Origin of the sequence: Dechloromonas denitrificans, from assembly GCF_020510685.1 — a bacterium.
In the GTDB taxonomy this organism is placed as follows: Bacteria; Pseudomonadota; Gammaproteobacteria; order Burkholderiales; family Rhodocyclaceae; genus Azonexus; species Azonexus denitrificans_A.
In genome coordinates, this window is record NZ_CP075185.1 from 2,072,218 (window position 1) to 2,089,022 (window position 16,805).

General features: G+C 56.6%; 12 protein-coding genes. 8 read left to right on the forward strand and 4 right to left on the reverse strand.

Annotated elements, in window-relative coordinates:
* Positions 1 to 307: 307 nt before the first annotated feature.
* From galE to KI611_RS09985, 8 genes are all read left to right on the forward strand, one after another.
* Positions 308 to 1,318, forward strand: coding sequence for a UDP-glucose 4-epimerase GalE (galE, locus tag KI611_RS09950; protein WP_226419659.1), 1,011 nt, complete (start codon positions 308 to 310; stop codon positions 1,316 to 1,318).
* Between the two features lie 32 nt (positions 1,319 to 1,350).
* A complete protein-coding gene (locus KI611_RS09955; RefSeq protein ID WP_226419660.1) occupies positions 1,351 to 3,132 on the forward strand; it encodes a cyclic nucleotide-binding and patatin-like phospholipase domain-containing protein in 1,782 nt (593 codons plus the stop codon).
* Positions 3,105 to 6,947: a non-ribosomal peptide synthetase gene (locus KI611_RS09960; protein WP_226419661.1), complete on the forward strand. Its 3,843-nt coding sequence runs from the start codon at positions 3,105 to 3,107 to the stop codon at positions 6,945 to 6,947. Before KI611_RS09955 ends, KI611_RS09960 begins: the two co-directional genes overlap by 28 nt.
* Entirely contained in the window at positions 6,944 to 7,681 is a 738-nt protein-coding gene (locus KI611_RS09965; protein WP_226419662.1) for a TVP38/TMEM64 family protein, read from the forward strand. The genes KI611_RS09960 and KI611_RS09965 overlap by 4 nt, the downstream gene beginning before the upstream one ends.
* Before the next feature lie 285 nt (positions 7,682 to 7,966).
* Positions 7,967 to 8,665 carry a hypothetical protein gene (locus KI611_RS09970; RefSeq protein WP_226419663.1) on the forward strand — a complete coding sequence of 233 codons (699 nt, stop codon included), beginning with the start codon at positions 7,967 to 7,969 and terminating at the stop codon, positions 8,663 to 8,665.
* Between the two features lie 17 nt (positions 8,666 to 8,682).
* Complete coding sequence (locus KI611_RS09975; RefSeq protein ID WP_226419664.1) at positions 8,683 to 8,988, forward strand: HPr-rel-A system PqqD family peptide chaperone; 306 nt, start codon at positions 8,683 to 8,685, stop codon at positions 8,986 to 8,988.
* Between the two features lie 26 nt (positions 8,989 to 9,014).
* Positions 9,015 to 9,911 carry an HprK-related kinase A gene (locus KI611_RS09980; RefSeq protein ID WP_226419665.1) on the forward strand — a complete coding sequence of 299 codons (897 nt, stop codon included), beginning with the start codon at positions 9,015 to 9,017 and terminating at the stop codon, positions 9,909 to 9,911.
* Positions 9,898 to 11,004 carry a nucleotidyltransferase family protein gene (locus KI611_RS09985; protein WP_226419666.1) on the forward strand — a complete coding sequence of 369 codons (1,107 nt, stop codon included), beginning with the start codon at positions 9,898 to 9,900 and terminating at the stop codon, positions 11,002 to 11,004. Before KI611_RS09980 ends, KI611_RS09985 begins: the two co-directional genes overlap by 14 nt.
* Positions 11,005 to 11,015: 11 nt before the next feature.
* Here the strand turns inward: KI611_RS09985 and KI611_RS09990 are convergent, their stop codons facing one another.
* From KI611_RS09990 to prsT, 4 genes are read right to left on the reverse strand one after another with little or no spacing between them, the layout of a single operon-like run.
* Entirely contained in the window at positions 11,016 to 11,783 is a 768-nt protein-coding gene (locus KI611_RS09990; RefSeq protein WP_226419667.1) for a S1 family peptidase, read from the reverse strand.
* Complete coding sequence (locus KI611_RS09995) at positions 11,780 to 12,670, reverse strand: transglycosylase SLT domain-containing protein (RefSeq protein WP_226419668.1); 891 nt, start codon at positions 12,668 to 12,670, stop codon at positions 11,780 to 11,782. Before KI611_RS09995 ends, KI611_RS09990 begins: the two co-directional genes overlap by 4 nt.
* Positions 12,671 to 12,680: 10 nt before the next feature.
* Positions 12,681 to 13,961 carry a nucleotide sugar dehydrogenase gene (locus KI611_RS10000; RefSeq protein ID WP_226419669.1) on the reverse strand — a complete coding sequence of 427 codons (1,281 nt, stop codon included), beginning with the start codon at positions 13,959 to 13,961 and terminating at the stop codon, positions 12,681 to 12,683.
* Positions 13,962 to 14,005: 44 nt separating this feature from the next.
* The gene (gene prsT, locus KI611_RS10005) at positions 14,006 to 16,780 is read right to left on the reverse strand and encodes an XrtA/PEP-CTERM system TPR-repeat protein PrsT (protein ID WP_226419670.1); all 2,775 of its coding nucleotides are present in this window, start codon (positions 16,778 to 16,780) and stop codon (positions 14,006 to 14,008) included.
* Between the last annotated feature and the right edge of the window lie 25 nt (positions 16,781 to 16,805).

Consider the following 16,805-nt stretch of genomic DNA (forward strand, 5'->3'; position numbering starts at 1 on the left):
GCGAACTGGATCGCTCGGATACTTCGGTATCGACCCCAGAGCCTAAAGGGTTTCCAGGTTGGCAACTGAAGCCCCTCGGCAACGAGCCGAGACCTCCTTGGGCTTGAAGGCATGGCCGATGGGTTGATCACCAGTAGATCACCCACCGGCCATTGTGTTTCATGCGTCAGGGAATATGTACCAAGCTGAGTGGCGGGTTCCGTTGAGACGATTGCCTCGGCCGGTTCTTTTCCAGTTGTTAATAAGGCAGAATGACACTTGATAACCATCAGGTGCTCAGCATCTACATCTGGCGTTCGGGGAAAAAATGATACTGGTAACCGGAGGGGCGGGTTATATCGGCTCGCATACTGTCGTCGAATTGCTCGCTGCGGGCCACGAATTACTGATTCTGGACAATTTTTCCAATAGTTCGCCCAAGGTCCTCGAGCGGATCGAGCAGATATCGGGCAAGCGCCCTGTCGTCATTGAAGGCGACATTCGCGACGCGGTGCTGCTGGAAAAACTGTTTGCCGCCTATCCCATTGTCTCGGTGATTCATTTTGCCGGTCTCAAGGCGGTTGGCGAGTCGGTCGCGCAGCCGATGCGCTACTACGACAACAACGTGGTCGGTTCCTTGCGGCTGTTCGAAGCAATGGCCAAGGCGGGCGTCCATCGGCTGGTTTTCAGTTCCTCGGCCACTGTCTACGGCGATCCGCACAAGGTGCCGATCGACGAGAGCTTCCCGCTCCAGGCGACCAATCCGTACGGGCGCAGCAAACTCGTCATCGAGGACATGCTGCGCGATATTGGGCAGGCTGCCCCGCAATGGCGTGTCGCGTTACTGCGTTACTTCAATCCGGTGGGCGCGCATGCCAGCGGATTGATCGGCGAAGACCCGCAGGGTATCCCCAACAACCTGATGCCTTTCGTTGCCCAGGTTGCGGTCGGCCGCCGCGAAGCACTCAGCGTTTTTGGCGGCGATTACCCGACGCCCGACGGTACCGGCGTGCGCGACTATATCCATGTCGTCGATCTGGCCCGCGGCCACCTAGCCGCGCTGGCAGCGCTGGACCGGCAGTCCGGCATCGTCCCGATCAACCTGGGGACCGGCCGTGGCTACAGCGTGCTGGAAGTGGTTGCGGCTTTTGAGAAAGCAAGTGGCCAAAAAATCGCCTATCGCATTGTCGATCGCCGCCCCGGCGATATCGCCGCCTGTTACGCCGACCCCGCCCGGGCCAGGGAAGTCCTTGGCTGGTCGGCCGACCGGGATATCGACACCATGTGTGCCGATGCCTGGCGCTGGCAGTCGGCCAATCCGTCCGGCTTCAACGTCTGAGCAGTGGAGCCGGGGCGCGCTCGGGGCATGGGGTGCTGACGACGTCGATTGCCGCCGACCAGTTGGTCGAGGTGCTGCAGGCCAGCCGCGTGTTTGGCATGCTCGAAATGCCTGTTCTGCAAGATCTGGCCGGCGAGCTGGAACTCACCTCGGTGAGAGGGGGGGATCTCGTTCAGCACGAGGGTGATACCGCTGAAAGCATGTTGATACTGGTCAGTGGCCGGCTGCGTGTGTCACGGCGAAATGCCGATGGTTCGCTTCTTCTGTATAACGAAATTTGCCCGGGCGAATCCGTCGGCGAAACCGGCATGGTCCTGCAACAATCGCGTTTTGCCGATGTGACGGCGGTTCGCGACTCGACCATTGCCTTGCTGCGGCGCGAGTCTTTTGAAGTGCTCCTGCGCCGCCACCCGGTGGCCTTGAATCGCGTTTTTGCTCAGGCCGTCTATCAGCAACTGCGGCATGCCCCGCAGCTGGTCGAACAACGTCGAGCCCATACCTTCGTCGTCGTTCCGCTCCACGACCGTCGCCTGGGGGCTGAAGTGGCGGCCGGTCTGGCCGAGGCGCTCGGAGCGATCGGGCGGACCGAGAAAGTGCGCGAGGCAGCGCTCGATTTGCCGCACTTTGATGATCTGGAGAGCCGCTTCGAATATCTCGTGCTGGAAACCGACGAAACGAACTCGGAGCGCACGCACCGGGCTGTTCGCCAGGCCGACCAGGTGGTCTTTGTTGCGGCGGAAGGGGAGTCTCCCGGGTTGTCCGGGGTCGAGCGCGGTCTCTCAAGCGAGGCCGGCTTTGTCATGAAGCGCAAGCATCTGGTGCTGCTGCACAAGGCGCTGGGCGAGCATCCAGGCGATATGCCAGCCTGGCAAAGAGGGCGGGAGATTGAACGGGTTTATCCGGTGCGCGCTGGCCGGCAACGCGACTATGCCCGTCTGGCGCGCTTTCTGACCGGTACTGCCGTCGGCGTGGTGCTTGGCGGTGGCGGGGCGCGCGGCTTTTCGCATCTTGGCGTTCTGCGGGCACTTGAGGAAAACGCCATCCCGGTCGACCTGATCGGTGGCAACAGCATGGGTGCCTTGATTGGAGCGCAATACGCCAGTGGTGTGCCGATTGACGAAATCCGTCAGCGGACGGAACGCTTTGCCTTGGGTGGTGAGCGGCCAACCCTGCCGTTGATTTCGCTGCTGTCCGGCAAGCGCCTCGAACGCGATCTGCGCAGGATGTTCGGCGAAACCTGCATCGAACAACTGTGGCGCCCCTTCTTTGCCGCTGCCTGCAATCTCAGTCAGGTGTGTACCACGGTGCAGGATAGTGGTCCGATTTGGCGGGCCGTACTGGCCAGCAACTCGCCGGCCGGGCTGCTGCCGCCCGTGGTTTACAAAGGCGATCTGCTGGTCGACGGGGCGATTCTCGATAACGTGCCGGTCAGTGCCATGCGCGGGCGCCTCGGTACGCCGCTCGAACAGCGCCGGGGGAACGGGACGGTGATCGCCGTCGACGTCGATGTTCGCGAGAATATGTGTGTCCATCCGGAAACCGTGCGGCTGTCCGTCTGGCGGACCCTCAAGGGATATTTGCGCTCGGCCGGTGACGGCTCCCCATCGATTGCGTCGATCCTCTATCGGGCCGGCCACATCGGCGGCATGCACCAGCGTGCACGGACCATGGCCCTGGCGGATTACTGCCTGGAGCCGCCGGTCGCCGATTTTCCGCTGATGGCCTACCGTCGGTCGGACGAAATTGTCGAGGCCGGTTATCGTTATGCACAGGAAGAAATATCCCGATGGACCGATCCGTTGCTTCGGCCCTAGAGCCAGAGCTTCTTCCGCTCTCGCTGAGCCAGCAGGAAGTGTGGCTGGATCAGCGCGCCTGGCCGGGAAGCACCCATCTCAACATCGGTGGGGCAGGGTATATCGACGGTCCGTTTGACCTCGCTTTGTTCCACCAGGCGCTGACTCAGCTGGTTGCCGAAAACGAGGCTTTGCGTCTGGTCCCGCTTCTTGAGGGCGGGCAGAGGCTGCTCCCGGCCTACGATGCGCCGTTGCTGCTGGTCGATGTTTCGACGGCGGAGAATCCACTGGCCGCCATGCGCGTCTGGTGGCAGGACTGGATGGCCGAGCCCTTCGTTTTTGATGGCAACCCGCCCTGGCGTTTTGCTCTGCTGCGTCATAGCGATACCTTGCACGGACTGACCATCCAGTTTCACCACCTGATCATGGATGGCTGGGGAACTTCGCAGGTAATGCAGCGTTGGGCCACCCTGTACAACGTGCTGGCCGGTTCGGAAGCGCGACGGCCGACCTGCGATCCGGGTTATCGCCAGTTTGTCGCGGATTCGCTGGAGTACCGGCATTCGCCGAGCTTTGCCAAAGACGCGGAGTTCTGGCAGCAGCAGCTACCGGTGTTGCCACCGCCGCTATTCGAGCGGCGCTATGCGATCGAATCATCAGAAAGCTTGCCGGCCGCGCATCTTATTACCCAGAATCTGCCCCGGGCCGACTATGACCACCTGGCTTCGTTTGCCGCGGGGCTCGGCGTAACACTTTTTGGTTATCTGGTCGGCGTTCTCGCCGCCTATTTTGCCCGGGCTTATGGCCGCGACGAGGTGGTGATCGGCTTGCCGAGCCTGAATCGTTCCGGAAAACGCTATCGCGAAACCTTCGGCATGTTCGTCGGCGTCTTTCCGCTGGTCGTCAAGGTGTCGCCAGGCATCACCGTGCGTGAGCTGCTTGGGTCGGTGAATCTTGCCTTGAAGGCAGCCGTGCGCCGCCAGCGCTATCCGGTCAGCGAACTCGCCCGGCATCTGGCGGCTATTCGGCACCGACGCGACAGCGTTTTCGATGTTCTCTTTTCCTACGAGCGCCAGGACTACGATCTGAATTTCGGTGCAGGTCGCTCGTTCGGATCGCGGCAAATATTCTCCGGTTTGGCGCGCTATCCGCTGGGCATTACCTTGTGCGAATTTCAGTCGGTACAGGATGTGGAACTGACCCTGGAGGCAAGCCCTGCTTGTTTTTCCGCGGCTGAAGTCCGCTATCTCGGACAACGTATCGCTCATCTGATGCAGGGCATGGCGGCGCATCCCGATCAGTGTGTCGAAGACCTCGATCTACTCCCTCCGGCTGAATTTGCCGCACTGACCCAGGCGCTGAGTACGGCGCAAGCATCACCGGAGCCCTATATCTGTCAGTTTCAGCGCCAGGCGGAAATCACCCCCAACGCCAGTGCGGTAGTCTGGGATGGCGGCAGTCTTGACTACGCGGCGCTCGATGCCTGGTCTGGCTATCTCGCTGATCAGTTAGTCAGTCTCGAAGCCGGCAAGAGGGGCATCGTGGCGCTGGTCATGGAGCGTTCACCGGAGATGCTGGCCGCCATGCTGGCCATCAACAAGGTCGGTGCCGCCTTTCTGCCGCTGGACCCGGATGCGCCGCTGGCCCGTTTGCAAGGTATCGTCGACGAAAGCGGCGCGCTGGCCGTGCTGGTGCAACCGGCCCAACGCGAACGGTTTTCCGCGCTGCAGGCAAAACTGTTCACCGTTTTTCCCGAGCCGGCCAGTCGGGCGTCCCTGAATGCTCTGCCTCAGCCCACGCCGGGTGATCTCGCCTATGTCTTATTCACCTCGGGGTCGACCGGGCAGCCGAAGGGCGTCATGGTCGAGCATGCTGCGCTGAGTTCCCGGCTGGCCTGGATTTCCCGCGCTTACAGCGTCGTGCCATCGGATCGGACAGGGCAGTGCACCCAGGCGACTTTCGATCCTTCGCTGATCGAGCTGTTTCTGCCGTTAATCAATGGGGCCAGCGTTGCCTTGCCGCCAGCCGGCCGGCTTTCACCGCGTTCGCTCGGCCCCTTTGCCGTCCGCCATGCGGTGACCATCATGGCCTTGGTGCCGTCTACGCTACGTGGTCTTCTCGATTCGGTTCCCGATTTCTCGGCCTTGAAACTGCGCGTCGCGTGCTGTGGTGGCGAGGTCTTGCCGGTCGAACTGGCCAATCGTTTCATTGACCAGACCGGGGCGCGCCTGTTCAATGTCTACGGCCCCACCGAAGCAACGATCTTCGCCTCCGCCTGGGAATGTCAAAAACAATCGACCGATGCAAGCCTGCCGATTGGGCGGGCAATTGATGGCTCGCGAATCTACATACTCGACAGCCGCGGTGCCTTGCTGCCCTTCGGTATTCCCGGAGAGGTCTATCTCGCCGGAGCGGCAATTGCCAGGGGATACATCAACCGCCCTGAGCTGGATCGTGAAGCCTTCTTTGCCGATCCATTCGTTCCCGGTCAACGCATGTACCGGACCGGTGATCGTGGCTGGCTGGCGACCGATGGCAATCTGTATTTCCTTGGTCGCCTTGATCGCCAAATCAAACTGCGTGGTTACCGTATCGAGCAAGGGGAAATCGAGGCCACGCTGCTCGCTGTCGATGGCGTTCAGCAGGCAGCGATCAAATTGCTCGAACGGCACGGCAAGCCGGCCATTTACGCCTGGGTCGCCGGCTCGCCACAGTTGTCGGCAAGCCGCATTCGCCAATACCTTGCATGTCGCCTGCCCGACTACATGCTGCCGGCTGGGATCTCCCGCCTGCCAGAATTGCCGGTCAACGGTACGGGAAAAATCGCCTATGACCGCTTGCCTGAGCCGGAGGCCGAGGTTCCTGTGGCTTCTTCGAGGCTCCCGGCGAACGACATGGAGCGCGCGCTCCTCGCGCTATGGCAGGTCGTCTTGAAGCGGGATGGCTTCGGAGTCACCGACAACTTCTTCGATGTCGGCGGTGACTCTCTGGCGGCGGTCGACATCCTGGTTGGGGTGGAAACCTTGGTCGGTCGCAGCGTTCCGCTCTTTATCCTGACCGAAAACCCTTCGGTCGAACAACTTGCGCTGGCGCTTGGCCAAGGCAAAGGCCAGAGGCTGACCAGTGACGTCATGTTGCACCTTGGCCGGAGTCAGGGGAAAACCCCCCTATATTTTGCCGCCTCCGGGCATGGCGACCTGATCCGTTTCCGGAATCTTGCCGATGTCTTGGGCGAGCACTGTGACCTGTACATGCTGCAACCGCCGACTGGCCGGCCAGTGCTGAGTATTTCCGGACTGGCTCGAGATTACGCTGAGCGCATCCTGGCGCATGGCCGACCGGGCGTGCTGGCCGGGTTTTCGGTCGGTGGCATTGCCGCCCTGGAGACAGCACGGCATCTGCAGGCACTTGGCTTTCCCGTTCCCCGGCTTTGTCTGGTCGATACGGTATATCCCGGGCGCTTACTGCGCAGTGCCATTTTCTGGAAGTCGCTCGGCTGGTTGGCCCGACACATGAATGCGCATGAACTGAGTATGAATGGTCGCCATCTCGGCGCCTTGTTCAGCGACCCGGGACTGATTGCCCAGATCAATGCCATGGCCGATTATCGGCTCGACAGCTACAGCGGGGCGGTGAGCCTTATCAAGTCGTCAGGTCTTGTGCGATGGGAGCGCTGGGTGTTTCAACCTTGGCGAAAACAGATGGAACAGCCGCTTGATGAAATACTGATTGAGGGCTTGCATGGGTCGATTTTCGAGCGGGACAACATACAGAGCCTGGCTCGCGCGCTGCTCGATTTGCCGGAGTTTAACCACCCGGAGGTGGTCAAAACTTGAGCGATAGGCCGGTTATTACCCCTCATGGCCGGCATCGGCAGCGTGCTCTGCTATTGCTGTCGCTTATTCTTGGACTACTTGGCTTGGCCATCGCGTGGCGTTGGAGTTCGCTCCATGCATTTCTTGATCCGGACAAACTGATCGGTTTGCTACGAGTCTCCGGAGTACTTCAGAATCCGCTGGTCGCCATCGGTGCGGTAGTCTTCGCCAGCATAATTGCGATTCCGCTGGCGGTCATAATTGTTGTCGGCGCGTTAATCTTCGGGCCGATCCTTGGGCCGGTTTACGTGCTGTCAGGCGCTGAGATCGGGGCGGTCATCAGCTTTGTCTTGGGCAAGTACCTTGGTCATGACGCGCTCCGGCTATTGGCCGGAGAAAAGGCCAGAAAACTCAGCGAAAATCTGGGGCGTAGTGGTGTCATAACGGTAATCGTCATCCGCTTGATTCCCGCAGCACCATTTGCCGTTGCCAATATGATCATCGGCTCATCGCATGTTCGAATGCGCGATTTCTTGCTCGGGACGATTGTCGGGATGATTCCAGGGGTTCTGGCGATCACGCTATTTGTTGATCAGATTGTTGCCGTCTTTCGTTCTCCCGGGTGGCAGTCAATTGTACTGACTGTTGCAATATTGATAATCATCTTGGGCGGTGCATATGGCCTTCGCCGATGGCTCGAAAAATCGGGAAAGCCTGCTGCGACGGGCAAAGACGGGGATGTCAGTGAACGATGATAATTGGCGGTAACGCGGGTTTTGATTGTCTTCAGGAAAAAAGCTGTCGGAAATTTTTACATTCCATGCTCATGTCTTTGTGGTAGTGGGCTGGCTTCTTGTTAAATTTCAATATAATCATCGTGTTAGTTTTATTGTATTAATCCGGTATGAAATGTGCTTGATAAGGTTGCCAATGCGCTGTTCGCATGCATCAAGCGTGAAGTGGATCACAACAATATGATTAGGTCTCTGCTATCCTTTGGCCGGGATGTCAAAGAAAACCTGAAAGGCTAGGTACGGGAAATGAACGATAAAGAAAATTTGGCTGCGACAAACGATGCTTCCGTTGAGCCGCAAATTCAGCCAAGTGAGGAACGTGTCGCTCATTCTCGTCGCCGCCTGTTCCGCCAAGGAGCTTCTGTCGTTGCCGTGACACTGGCCAGTCGCCCAGTGCTGGCATGGCACTGCAAGTCGCCGTCGGCGTGGGGTTCTGAGCAGATCAATCCGAACACGAGCTTGAGTACCAATGCCGGACACAATTCATATACGGATGAGACTTGGACTATCTCGAACTGGGTGAGCAATACCGCACGAAACAATTTTGGTCAGCCGTGGGTGAAACTGAAGGAAAAATTCCCTTTGCTCCTCGATAAGTCCACAAAGACCAGCGGAAGTTTTGATTACAAGAAAGTAACGGTAAAGAAGCTTTTTGACACCGTTACCGGCTTGGGCAGGCCAACAGGACTGAACGACACAGCCATGGTTAAGGATATTTTGTCCATGGGGTCCGATCTGCAAAAATACACGATCGTTGCGCAGTTGAACTACATCCTGCTTGCCCCGCTGAGTTCCCCCAACAATCTCGACAGTTGTGTGACACTTTTAGACCTTCGGCAGATGGCATCTGGTTCCTATTCGCCACCCAATATGCCAAATGTCACTTGGGGGGCGCAGTCTATCGTGGACTATCTGTATAACAACTGGATTGTCAGGCCGTCATAAGTAGTCTTGAGCCGGCTTTGAACAAGCGTGTAGCTTTGCCTGCGCAGTTCTCGTTGCGAGATACCGATCTGATCTTCCGAGTCTTTTCCGGCGAAGAACTTGTCACCGTATACGATGCTCGAAATGGGGATACCCATCTGCTAGGCGAGGTGGCTTATGAGTTATGCCAATTTTTAGCTGATTCGCCTGCGACGGCGGATGAATTAAAGCGCCGCATGCTGCTGAACTTTCCCGAAGATGATCCGGACCTGATTACGGATGGCGTTGATGCCGCGCTCATGCAGCTTGAAGGCGCCGGTTTTATTTTTGCTGCGGCTAATTGAGAGTTTCCGAGTTTTCCAGAAATGCAGTGTTCGACCGTCTTAAAGATGGTGATCTGCTGATTGATATGCACCCGTTCAAGGTCCGGGTGCGTTCTGATATTCCAAGTTTGGCGGACGATATTTGTCGTGTTTACCGAGATTTTCCGCTAGCCGACCCGGATGGTTTTTCCGATTTTCACGTTGAAGTTTCCTATGAACGAGGGTTTCGCCGCTGGATAAAGCCGCTCGCGCGGTTTTATTTCGACGGTCGGCCTTCGTTTATTCCACTGCCGGCTCATCAGGCTTTCCCTATGTTGGAATGGGGAATCAATTGGTGTGTCGCAGCGCATAGTCACCAATACTTGATCATTCATGCCGCAGTGATCGAGCAAGGGGGGCGAGCGCTGATTCTGCCGGCACCGCCAGGCTCCGGTAAGAGCACCTTGTGTGCGGCAATGATCAATCGCGGCTGGCGGTTGCTGTCGGATGAACTGGCTCTTTACGATGTCGAGCAGAAACTGATTTATGGCATGGCCCGCCCGGTCAATTTAAAGAACCGGTCCATCGAGGTTATTCAGGGATATTCACCGGATACGGTAATGACTTCTCCTGTGCCGGACACGACCAAAGGTACCGTGGCGCTGATGAGGCCACCGGAGGAGAGTGTTCGGCGTGTTGCCGAGCCTGCTCTCCCGGCTTGGATAGTCCTGCCGCACTACCAGGCTGACTCGGAGCCACTCCTTGAGAAGTACTCCAAGGCAAGAACATTCATGCTGATTGCTGATCAGTCGTTCAATTACAACGTTCATGGTCGTTCCGGATTTGATGCTGTTGGTGACCTTGTCGAGCAGTGCTCATGTTATCAATTTACCTACAGCCGTCTGAGCGATGCCGAAGGCATCTTCACGGATTTGCTTGCTGGGGCAGGCAATGCACCCAACTGATCTTGTCGTGCGGGCTCTGCACCAGCCTCCCGTAACGGCATCTCTCGATACGGCACAGTGGGATTTGTTGATACGCCAGGCGCGCCGGGCCAATTTGCTCGGCAAACTGGCTTTTCACCTCTTGCCCGAAAGTCTGGCGCTCGTGCCAAAATCGCCGCAAGCGCATCTCGTTTCCGCATTAAAGATGGCTGACCGCCAGGATCTGGCTATTCGCTGGGAGGTCTCATGTATCTCGGAGGCCTTGCTGGGTAGTGGCGTGAAAGTCATTTTGCTCAAGGGCGCTGCCTATGTCATGGCTGGTTTGCCGACATCACGCGGACGCACGTTCTCGGATGTGGACATTCTGGTTCCCAAGGAGCGGATCTGCGAAGTTGAAAGTGCCTTGATGATTCACGGCTGGCAGGGCTCGCATCACGACCAGTACGATCAGCGCTATTACCGGGAATGGATGCATGAAATCCCCCCCATGCTACATGTCCGGCGAGGAACGAATATCGACGTTCATCACACAATCCTGCCGGAAACAGCCCGCATCAAGGTCAATACCGCCGCACTTCTTGAAGACCCCCTGCCGATCGCCGGATTCGACAATATCTTTGTGCTTAAACCTGTCGACATGGTGCTACATAGTGCAACCCATCTTTTCCACGAGGGCGAACTCGATAACGGATTGCGCGATCTTTTCGATCTTGATTCTATGTTCCGTCATTTTGGTGACAAAGATGGTTTCTGGAGCAAGCTGTTGCCGAGAGCCAGAGAGCTCGGTTTGGAACGTCCGCTCTACTATGCCGTCTTTTTTTCAGCGAAAATTCTCGATACGCCGTTTCCCGAAACGCTAGTTCGAGAGATCGAGTCGATCTCTCCACCTAAAGTGGTTATGTGGTTGATGCGGCTGTGCTATACGAGGGTTTTGCGTCCGAATCATGCAAGTTGCGATAGCCGAGGGAGTTGGTTGGCAAGAAAAGCGCTTTATATCCGTTCGCACTGGATCCGGATGCCAATTTTTATGTTGACCCGCCATTTGGCGCACAAGGCAATGACCCGACCGGGAAAAAACGATGCCGAGGTTTCCGTCGAGCGCCAACCAGTGTAGTCGATGTATTCCTAAGGTATATCGACGATGCTTTTCAAGAAGTTTGCAGGAATCGCATAGCTGATTCCCGATGGTTGGCTCAAGGCAGTTTCCTTGCTACCTTTGATGAAAACCATATTGATGATCCCGATCACGTCACCACTTTCCGTGTCAAAGACCGGGCTGCCGCTGTTTCCGGGATAAGCCGTGGCATCCAGTTGAAAAATGTTGAAGGTTCCGCCCTTGATGCGACGGATCACTTTTTCATTTAGTTGCTGGGCAGTCGCACCGGGCAGGGCGATTGGGGTTATTGAGGAAATCATGCCGCGATGGGTGACCGGTGAAAAGCCCAAGGCACCCCCGATCGGAAAACCGGTAAATCCGACCGACAGGCCCTCGCGCACCAAGTCCGAGTTGCCCAGTTTAAGTGCCGGTAGGGCCGTCCCTTCAATACGCAGGACTGCCAGATCGTGTTCTTTATCGCGGGTGGCGAGATAAGCGCGCCTAACCTGCGACTCTCCGCTGAGGTTGCGTGTCTGAATGACCAGAACCGGAGCATCCGGTTCTAGGGTGTCCGGAACGACGTGTGAGTTTGTCGCAACCAGATTTCCATTGCCGATCACGAACCCCGTACCGCGCAAGACAAACGGTGGACTATTTGTTTTTTTGTAAGTCCCGACAACGACAATCGAAGGTTTGACGCGCTCAATGGTATCGGCCAGTTCGGCAACTGCTTCAGTTGCCAGACATAATCCAAGGGCGGCAAAAAGCCATCCGCTAAAACATTTACTGGTCCTCACATCACCCTGCGCGAAGTTATTTTTGGCAATTCAGGTGATGGGCCAGTGATTGTCGGATCGAAAGGATGATTCTCCCGCTTGAAAATATCGCGTATGCGTTTGACGTAGCCTTGCGTCTCGGCATAGGGAGGAATCCCGGCGTATCGATTCACCGCACCTTCCCCCGCATTGTAGGCTGCTGCTACCAGCGCTACATCACCCTTGAAGTAGGCAAGAAGCCAACGTAAGTACGAAAGGCCGCCGCGGATATTCTGTTCAGGATCGAAAGGCTTTTTTACGTTGAATCGTTCGGCCGTTTCAGGAATCAGTTGCATCAGTCCTTGAGCATTCTTTGGGGACACTGCTCCCGGATTGAAGTTCGATTCGGCACGGATGATAGCCATTGCAAGTCGGGGATATACGCCATATTCCGGAGCCAGCTTGAGCACCATATCCATGACTTTTCGGTGCTCCGGCATGGCCGTGGTGACGATATCATGACCGTCGCTGTCAAAAAGGCACTCAGGAGGCTTGCTGACGGGTTCTCCAACCTGACGCAGCATGCGCTGGGAAAGCGCATCGCCTTGTTTCGCCGCCATCGCAAAAAAATAGGCTGCTGTCGCATCGTCACGGGTAATGCCGCGACCATTGGCGTGCATCCAGCCGAGATTGTATTGAGCCTCGACGTCACCCAGACGAGAGGCTTCGCAATACAACTGAACAGCCTTGCCCGGGTCGCGTGGGACACCGTTGCCGTGCTCGTAATTGCGCGCTTCGTTGCGCAATGCCACCGCTTGCTCATTTTTCTCCAAATCAGCCTGAGCTGGTTTGGAGAGTGCGGTGATGGCGATAAGAATGCATAGCGCCCAAGGCCTGTGACCTGGTTTCGTCGACTTTGAGCGCTTCATGCGAGCCTCCTTAGAGACGCCAGAGATCCACGCCCGCGGCTGCGAATGCAGCCGGATCGAGCATGCTTTTTACATCGGTGATCACACCATCGTTTTTCAGTTTAGACAAAAAATCGGCAGTTGACCGCATTTTGAATTCACGATGGTTCACCGCAGCGACGATGGCTCCGGATTTTGGCAGATCGTCCCAGGCAACAAGATCGACACCGTATTCGTGTTTTGCTTCTTTGGCATCGGCAACTGGGTCATGGACGACGACCTTGGCACCATAGGATTCCAATTCGCGAATGACGTCGATAACCCGCGAGTTGCGCAGGTCGGGGCAGTCTTCCTTGAAAGTAAGGCCGAGGACGATAATCGGACAATCCTTGATCGGGTGCCCATTGCGAATTAGCTGCTTGATCGTTTGTTCGGCCACAAACTTGCCCATTCCGTCATTGATCCGGCGGCCGGCCAGAATAACCTCGGGGTGATAGCCGAGTTTTTGGGCCTTGTGCGTCAGGTAATACGGATCGACACCAATGCAGTGGCCACCAACCAGCCCCGGACGGAATGGCAGGAAATTCCACTTGGTACCGGCCGCCTGCAGAACCTCCAGCGTATCGATGCCGATTTTGTCGAAAATGATAGCCAGTTCGTTCATCAGTGCGATATTCAGGTCGCGCTGGGTATTCTCAATGACCTTGGCCGCTTCGGCCACCTTGATGTTCGACGCGGGATAGACGCCAGCCGTAATGATGCTGCCGTAGATTTCCTTCACGGTGGCCAGCGTCTCGGGTGTGTCCCCGGAGACTACCTTGACGATCTTGGTGACGGTACGTTCCTTGTCGCCAGGATTGATGCGCTCGGGGGAGTAACCGACAAAGAAGTCCTCTTTCCATGTCTTGCCCGACTCCCGCTCGAGAATAGGAATACAAACTTCTTCTGTCGCCCCGGGATATACCGTTGATTCATAGACAACGATTGCCCCTTGTTTGAGGTTCTGGCCGACTGCCTTTGAGGATCCTACCAGCGGACTGAAATCCGGTTGGTGGGCATCGTCTACTGGTGTCGGTACGGCGACCACGACAAAATCAGCTTCTTTCAGAGCGGACGGATTGGTGCCTACCTCAAGCAGTGTTGCTGCTTTGAGATCTTCACTGCTGACTTCCCCGGTCGGGTCTACGTAGCGTTTGTATGACTCGATCTTCTCTGCAGAGAGATCGAATCCAATGGTGCGAAATTTTTTACCAAATTCGACCGCCAGCGGCAAGCCGACGTAACCGAGACCAACGACTGCAATTGTTGTCATTTTTTACCCGCGATTAATTATTGAAATTAAAGTTGAACAAAATCTTAAAGTTCTTTCTGTAGCTGGCTGACTTCGGCATGGCCGGAGAATTTTTCGCCCAGCTTGGTGATGGCGTCCAGTTCCTTACGCGCTTCATCTTTCTTGCCGGCGCGGATCAATACCTTGGCGAGGTTCAGTTGAATTTCCGTTGCCTGTGGGTTAATTGCCATTGCCTTGCGCAGAAGATCGATTGCCTTAACGGTTTCACCCTTGTCGGCGAGCAACATGGCGAGCGTATCCATGAAAGACGGCTGGTTGGGGGACAACTGGTTGGCTTTCTCCGCGTACTCGAGCGCTTTCGGCGCCTTGAGTTGGCCCGAAACCCAAGCCAGGTTGTTCAACACCAATGGATTGTTTGGCTGAATTTCAAGTGCTCCGCGGTAATTCTGGACGGCCTGCGGATATAGCTTGCGTGCGGTAGCGATATCTCCCATGTGGACGCGGAGTGCAACATCCTTCGGATGTTCCTTGATCCACGTCGTTGCCATTTTTTCTGCTTCAGCCACCGCGTTGGAAGCAAGTAGGGCGGTATGCAACTTGACTGCTAATTCTGGAGCGGCAACCTGTTTCAAACCGGCGCGATAGGCGCCGATGGCTTCAGGCCAAGCCTTTTCCGTAGCGCGTATATCCCCTTCAAATACAAAACCGGCAGCTTCCTTCGGTCTTTGCTGTTGAACCTGGCGAGCGATGTTAATGGCATCAGAAAATTTTTTGGAATCCATCGCAAAGAGGATCAGGCCACGCTGAGCCTCAATTAGATCAGGCTTGATTTCCAGTGCTTTCTTGAGGCTTTTTGCGGCTTCATCCTTGTTCTTGCTGCCTAGATGTATTTCTGCCAGCCGCATCTGGGCTAGCGGTGAGGCGGGTTGCATGGCCGCCAGCTTGCCGTAGGTTATTAGTGCCTGGTTCAAGTCACCTGTGGCCTGCTGCGTCCTACCCAGTGCATCGAGTATTTCCGGTTTGTCAGGCAGGGCTGCCAAAGCGTCGCTGGCCGCCGTCAAAGCCTTCTTGTTGTCCTTCCTGCTCAGGTGATACTGGATCAACGCCAGGCGTGGTGCGGCTTCCTCTGGATTGGCAGCGATTGCCTTGCTGATCAGTCCGGTGACTTCGTCAGGTGTGCCACCACTCGATGCACGCAGTTCCGCCAGTGCAAGCATGGCCTGTATGTTCTTCGGATCCGCGGCAAGAACCGACTCAAAGCGTTTGCGGGCATCGTCGGGCTTTTTTTCCATGATATCCATCGCCGCGAGACTGGCTGCCGCCGGGAAGAACTTTGGATTGATTGAGAGTGCCTTTTCAAAATTCTGGCGGGCTCCCGGAATATCCTTCTTGGTCAGCAGCGTGCGGGCTCGCAGATTGTAGGTGGCTGCGTTATTTGGTTGCTTTTTTTCCAGGCTGCCGATGGCCTTCAGCGCCTTGTCAGCCTGGTTGGTTCGCAGGTAGGCGGCGATCAGCGCAAGGTCAGCTGTCGTGCCCTTGTCGGTAAGGGAAATCTGTTCGAGTTCTTCGAACGCTCCGACAGACTTGCCTTGGGCTAAATGAGCTAGGGCAAGAGAGGTTTTCTTGGCGGAGTCCTCAGGGTCGAGCGTACTCGCTGTGGCAAAGTATTCCGCGGCCTTGTTTGCGTCACCATTTTGCAGATAGGTTTCCCCGGCGAGCGCGAGCAGGCCTGGATCTTTCTCGGTGCTCTCAAGTGCCGGTTGTATTGCGCCGAGGGCTTTGGCCGGCTGACCTGCGCGCAGATAACTGGCGACAAGAAGCCTGCGGGCCAGCGGAAGAGCCGGACTTAATTGGAGTGCCTTGGTCAGGTAGGTTTCGGCTTGGATATAGGAGCCCAGTTGAAACTCGACAGCGCCAGCTAATTGAAGACTGGCCGGATTGTTCGGGGCAATTTTCAGCAGTTGTTGCGTCAATTCGCGGACTGCCTTGTAGTCCTTGAGCTGGTATTTTGCTTGTGCGTCAAGATAGAGAGTCTGAGGATGCTTGGGGGCGACTTTCTTTAGTGCATCGATCTGCTTGACTGCATCGTCCAGTTTTTGCTGCTGGAACAGGCTGGATATAACGGCGGAGTGGGCCTGCAGAGAGTCCGGTCTGGCCTCGATAGCCTTGCGGTAGAGCGCAATGGCCGCCTCCTGATTGCCCTTGACCGCCTGCAATGAGCCGCTGAGCAGCAGTGCTTCATCGCTGTTCGGATTTTTTGCCAGTACGCCATCGACTATGGTCTGCGCTTCATCGAATTTACGGCTGCCAGCCTTGTTGCGTGCGTCGGCCAGTTGGGCTGGGGCATAATCGGGTTTGGCGGCGAGCGCCGCGTCAAGCGCGTTCTGGGCAGTTGGGCGGTCGCCTTGGGCGGAGTAGGCAATGCTCAGCGTGGTTTTCAGGTTGGCCTGCGCTTCGCTGGCCGGAAGTTCTACTTTGGCAAATTCGTCTGTGACTTTCTTGGCTTTGCCGGTCGCCAGGAGCGCCTGGGCAAGCAGGGGGATGCTTTGGTCGCTGGCATATTTGAGGTCGAGTGCCTTGCGCAGTTCAACCTCTGCACCAGCCATATCGCCGCTTTCCAGTAGCGCTTTCCCCAGAAGGAAGCGTGCCTCGCCAAGCTCCGGGTTTTTCTGCAAGGCATTCTTCAACTGGATGACGGCTGCCTTGCTGTCCTTTTTGGCGAGGAAATCCTTGCCGGAGGCAATCAGCGCATCCGGGCTGTCGCCGCCGCAACCGCCAAGGAACGCCGCCAGCAAAGCGGTTGAAATCGCGGTGGAAATGATCGATTGACGTTTTTTCATGACGTGTGCTTTCAAAAAATATCAG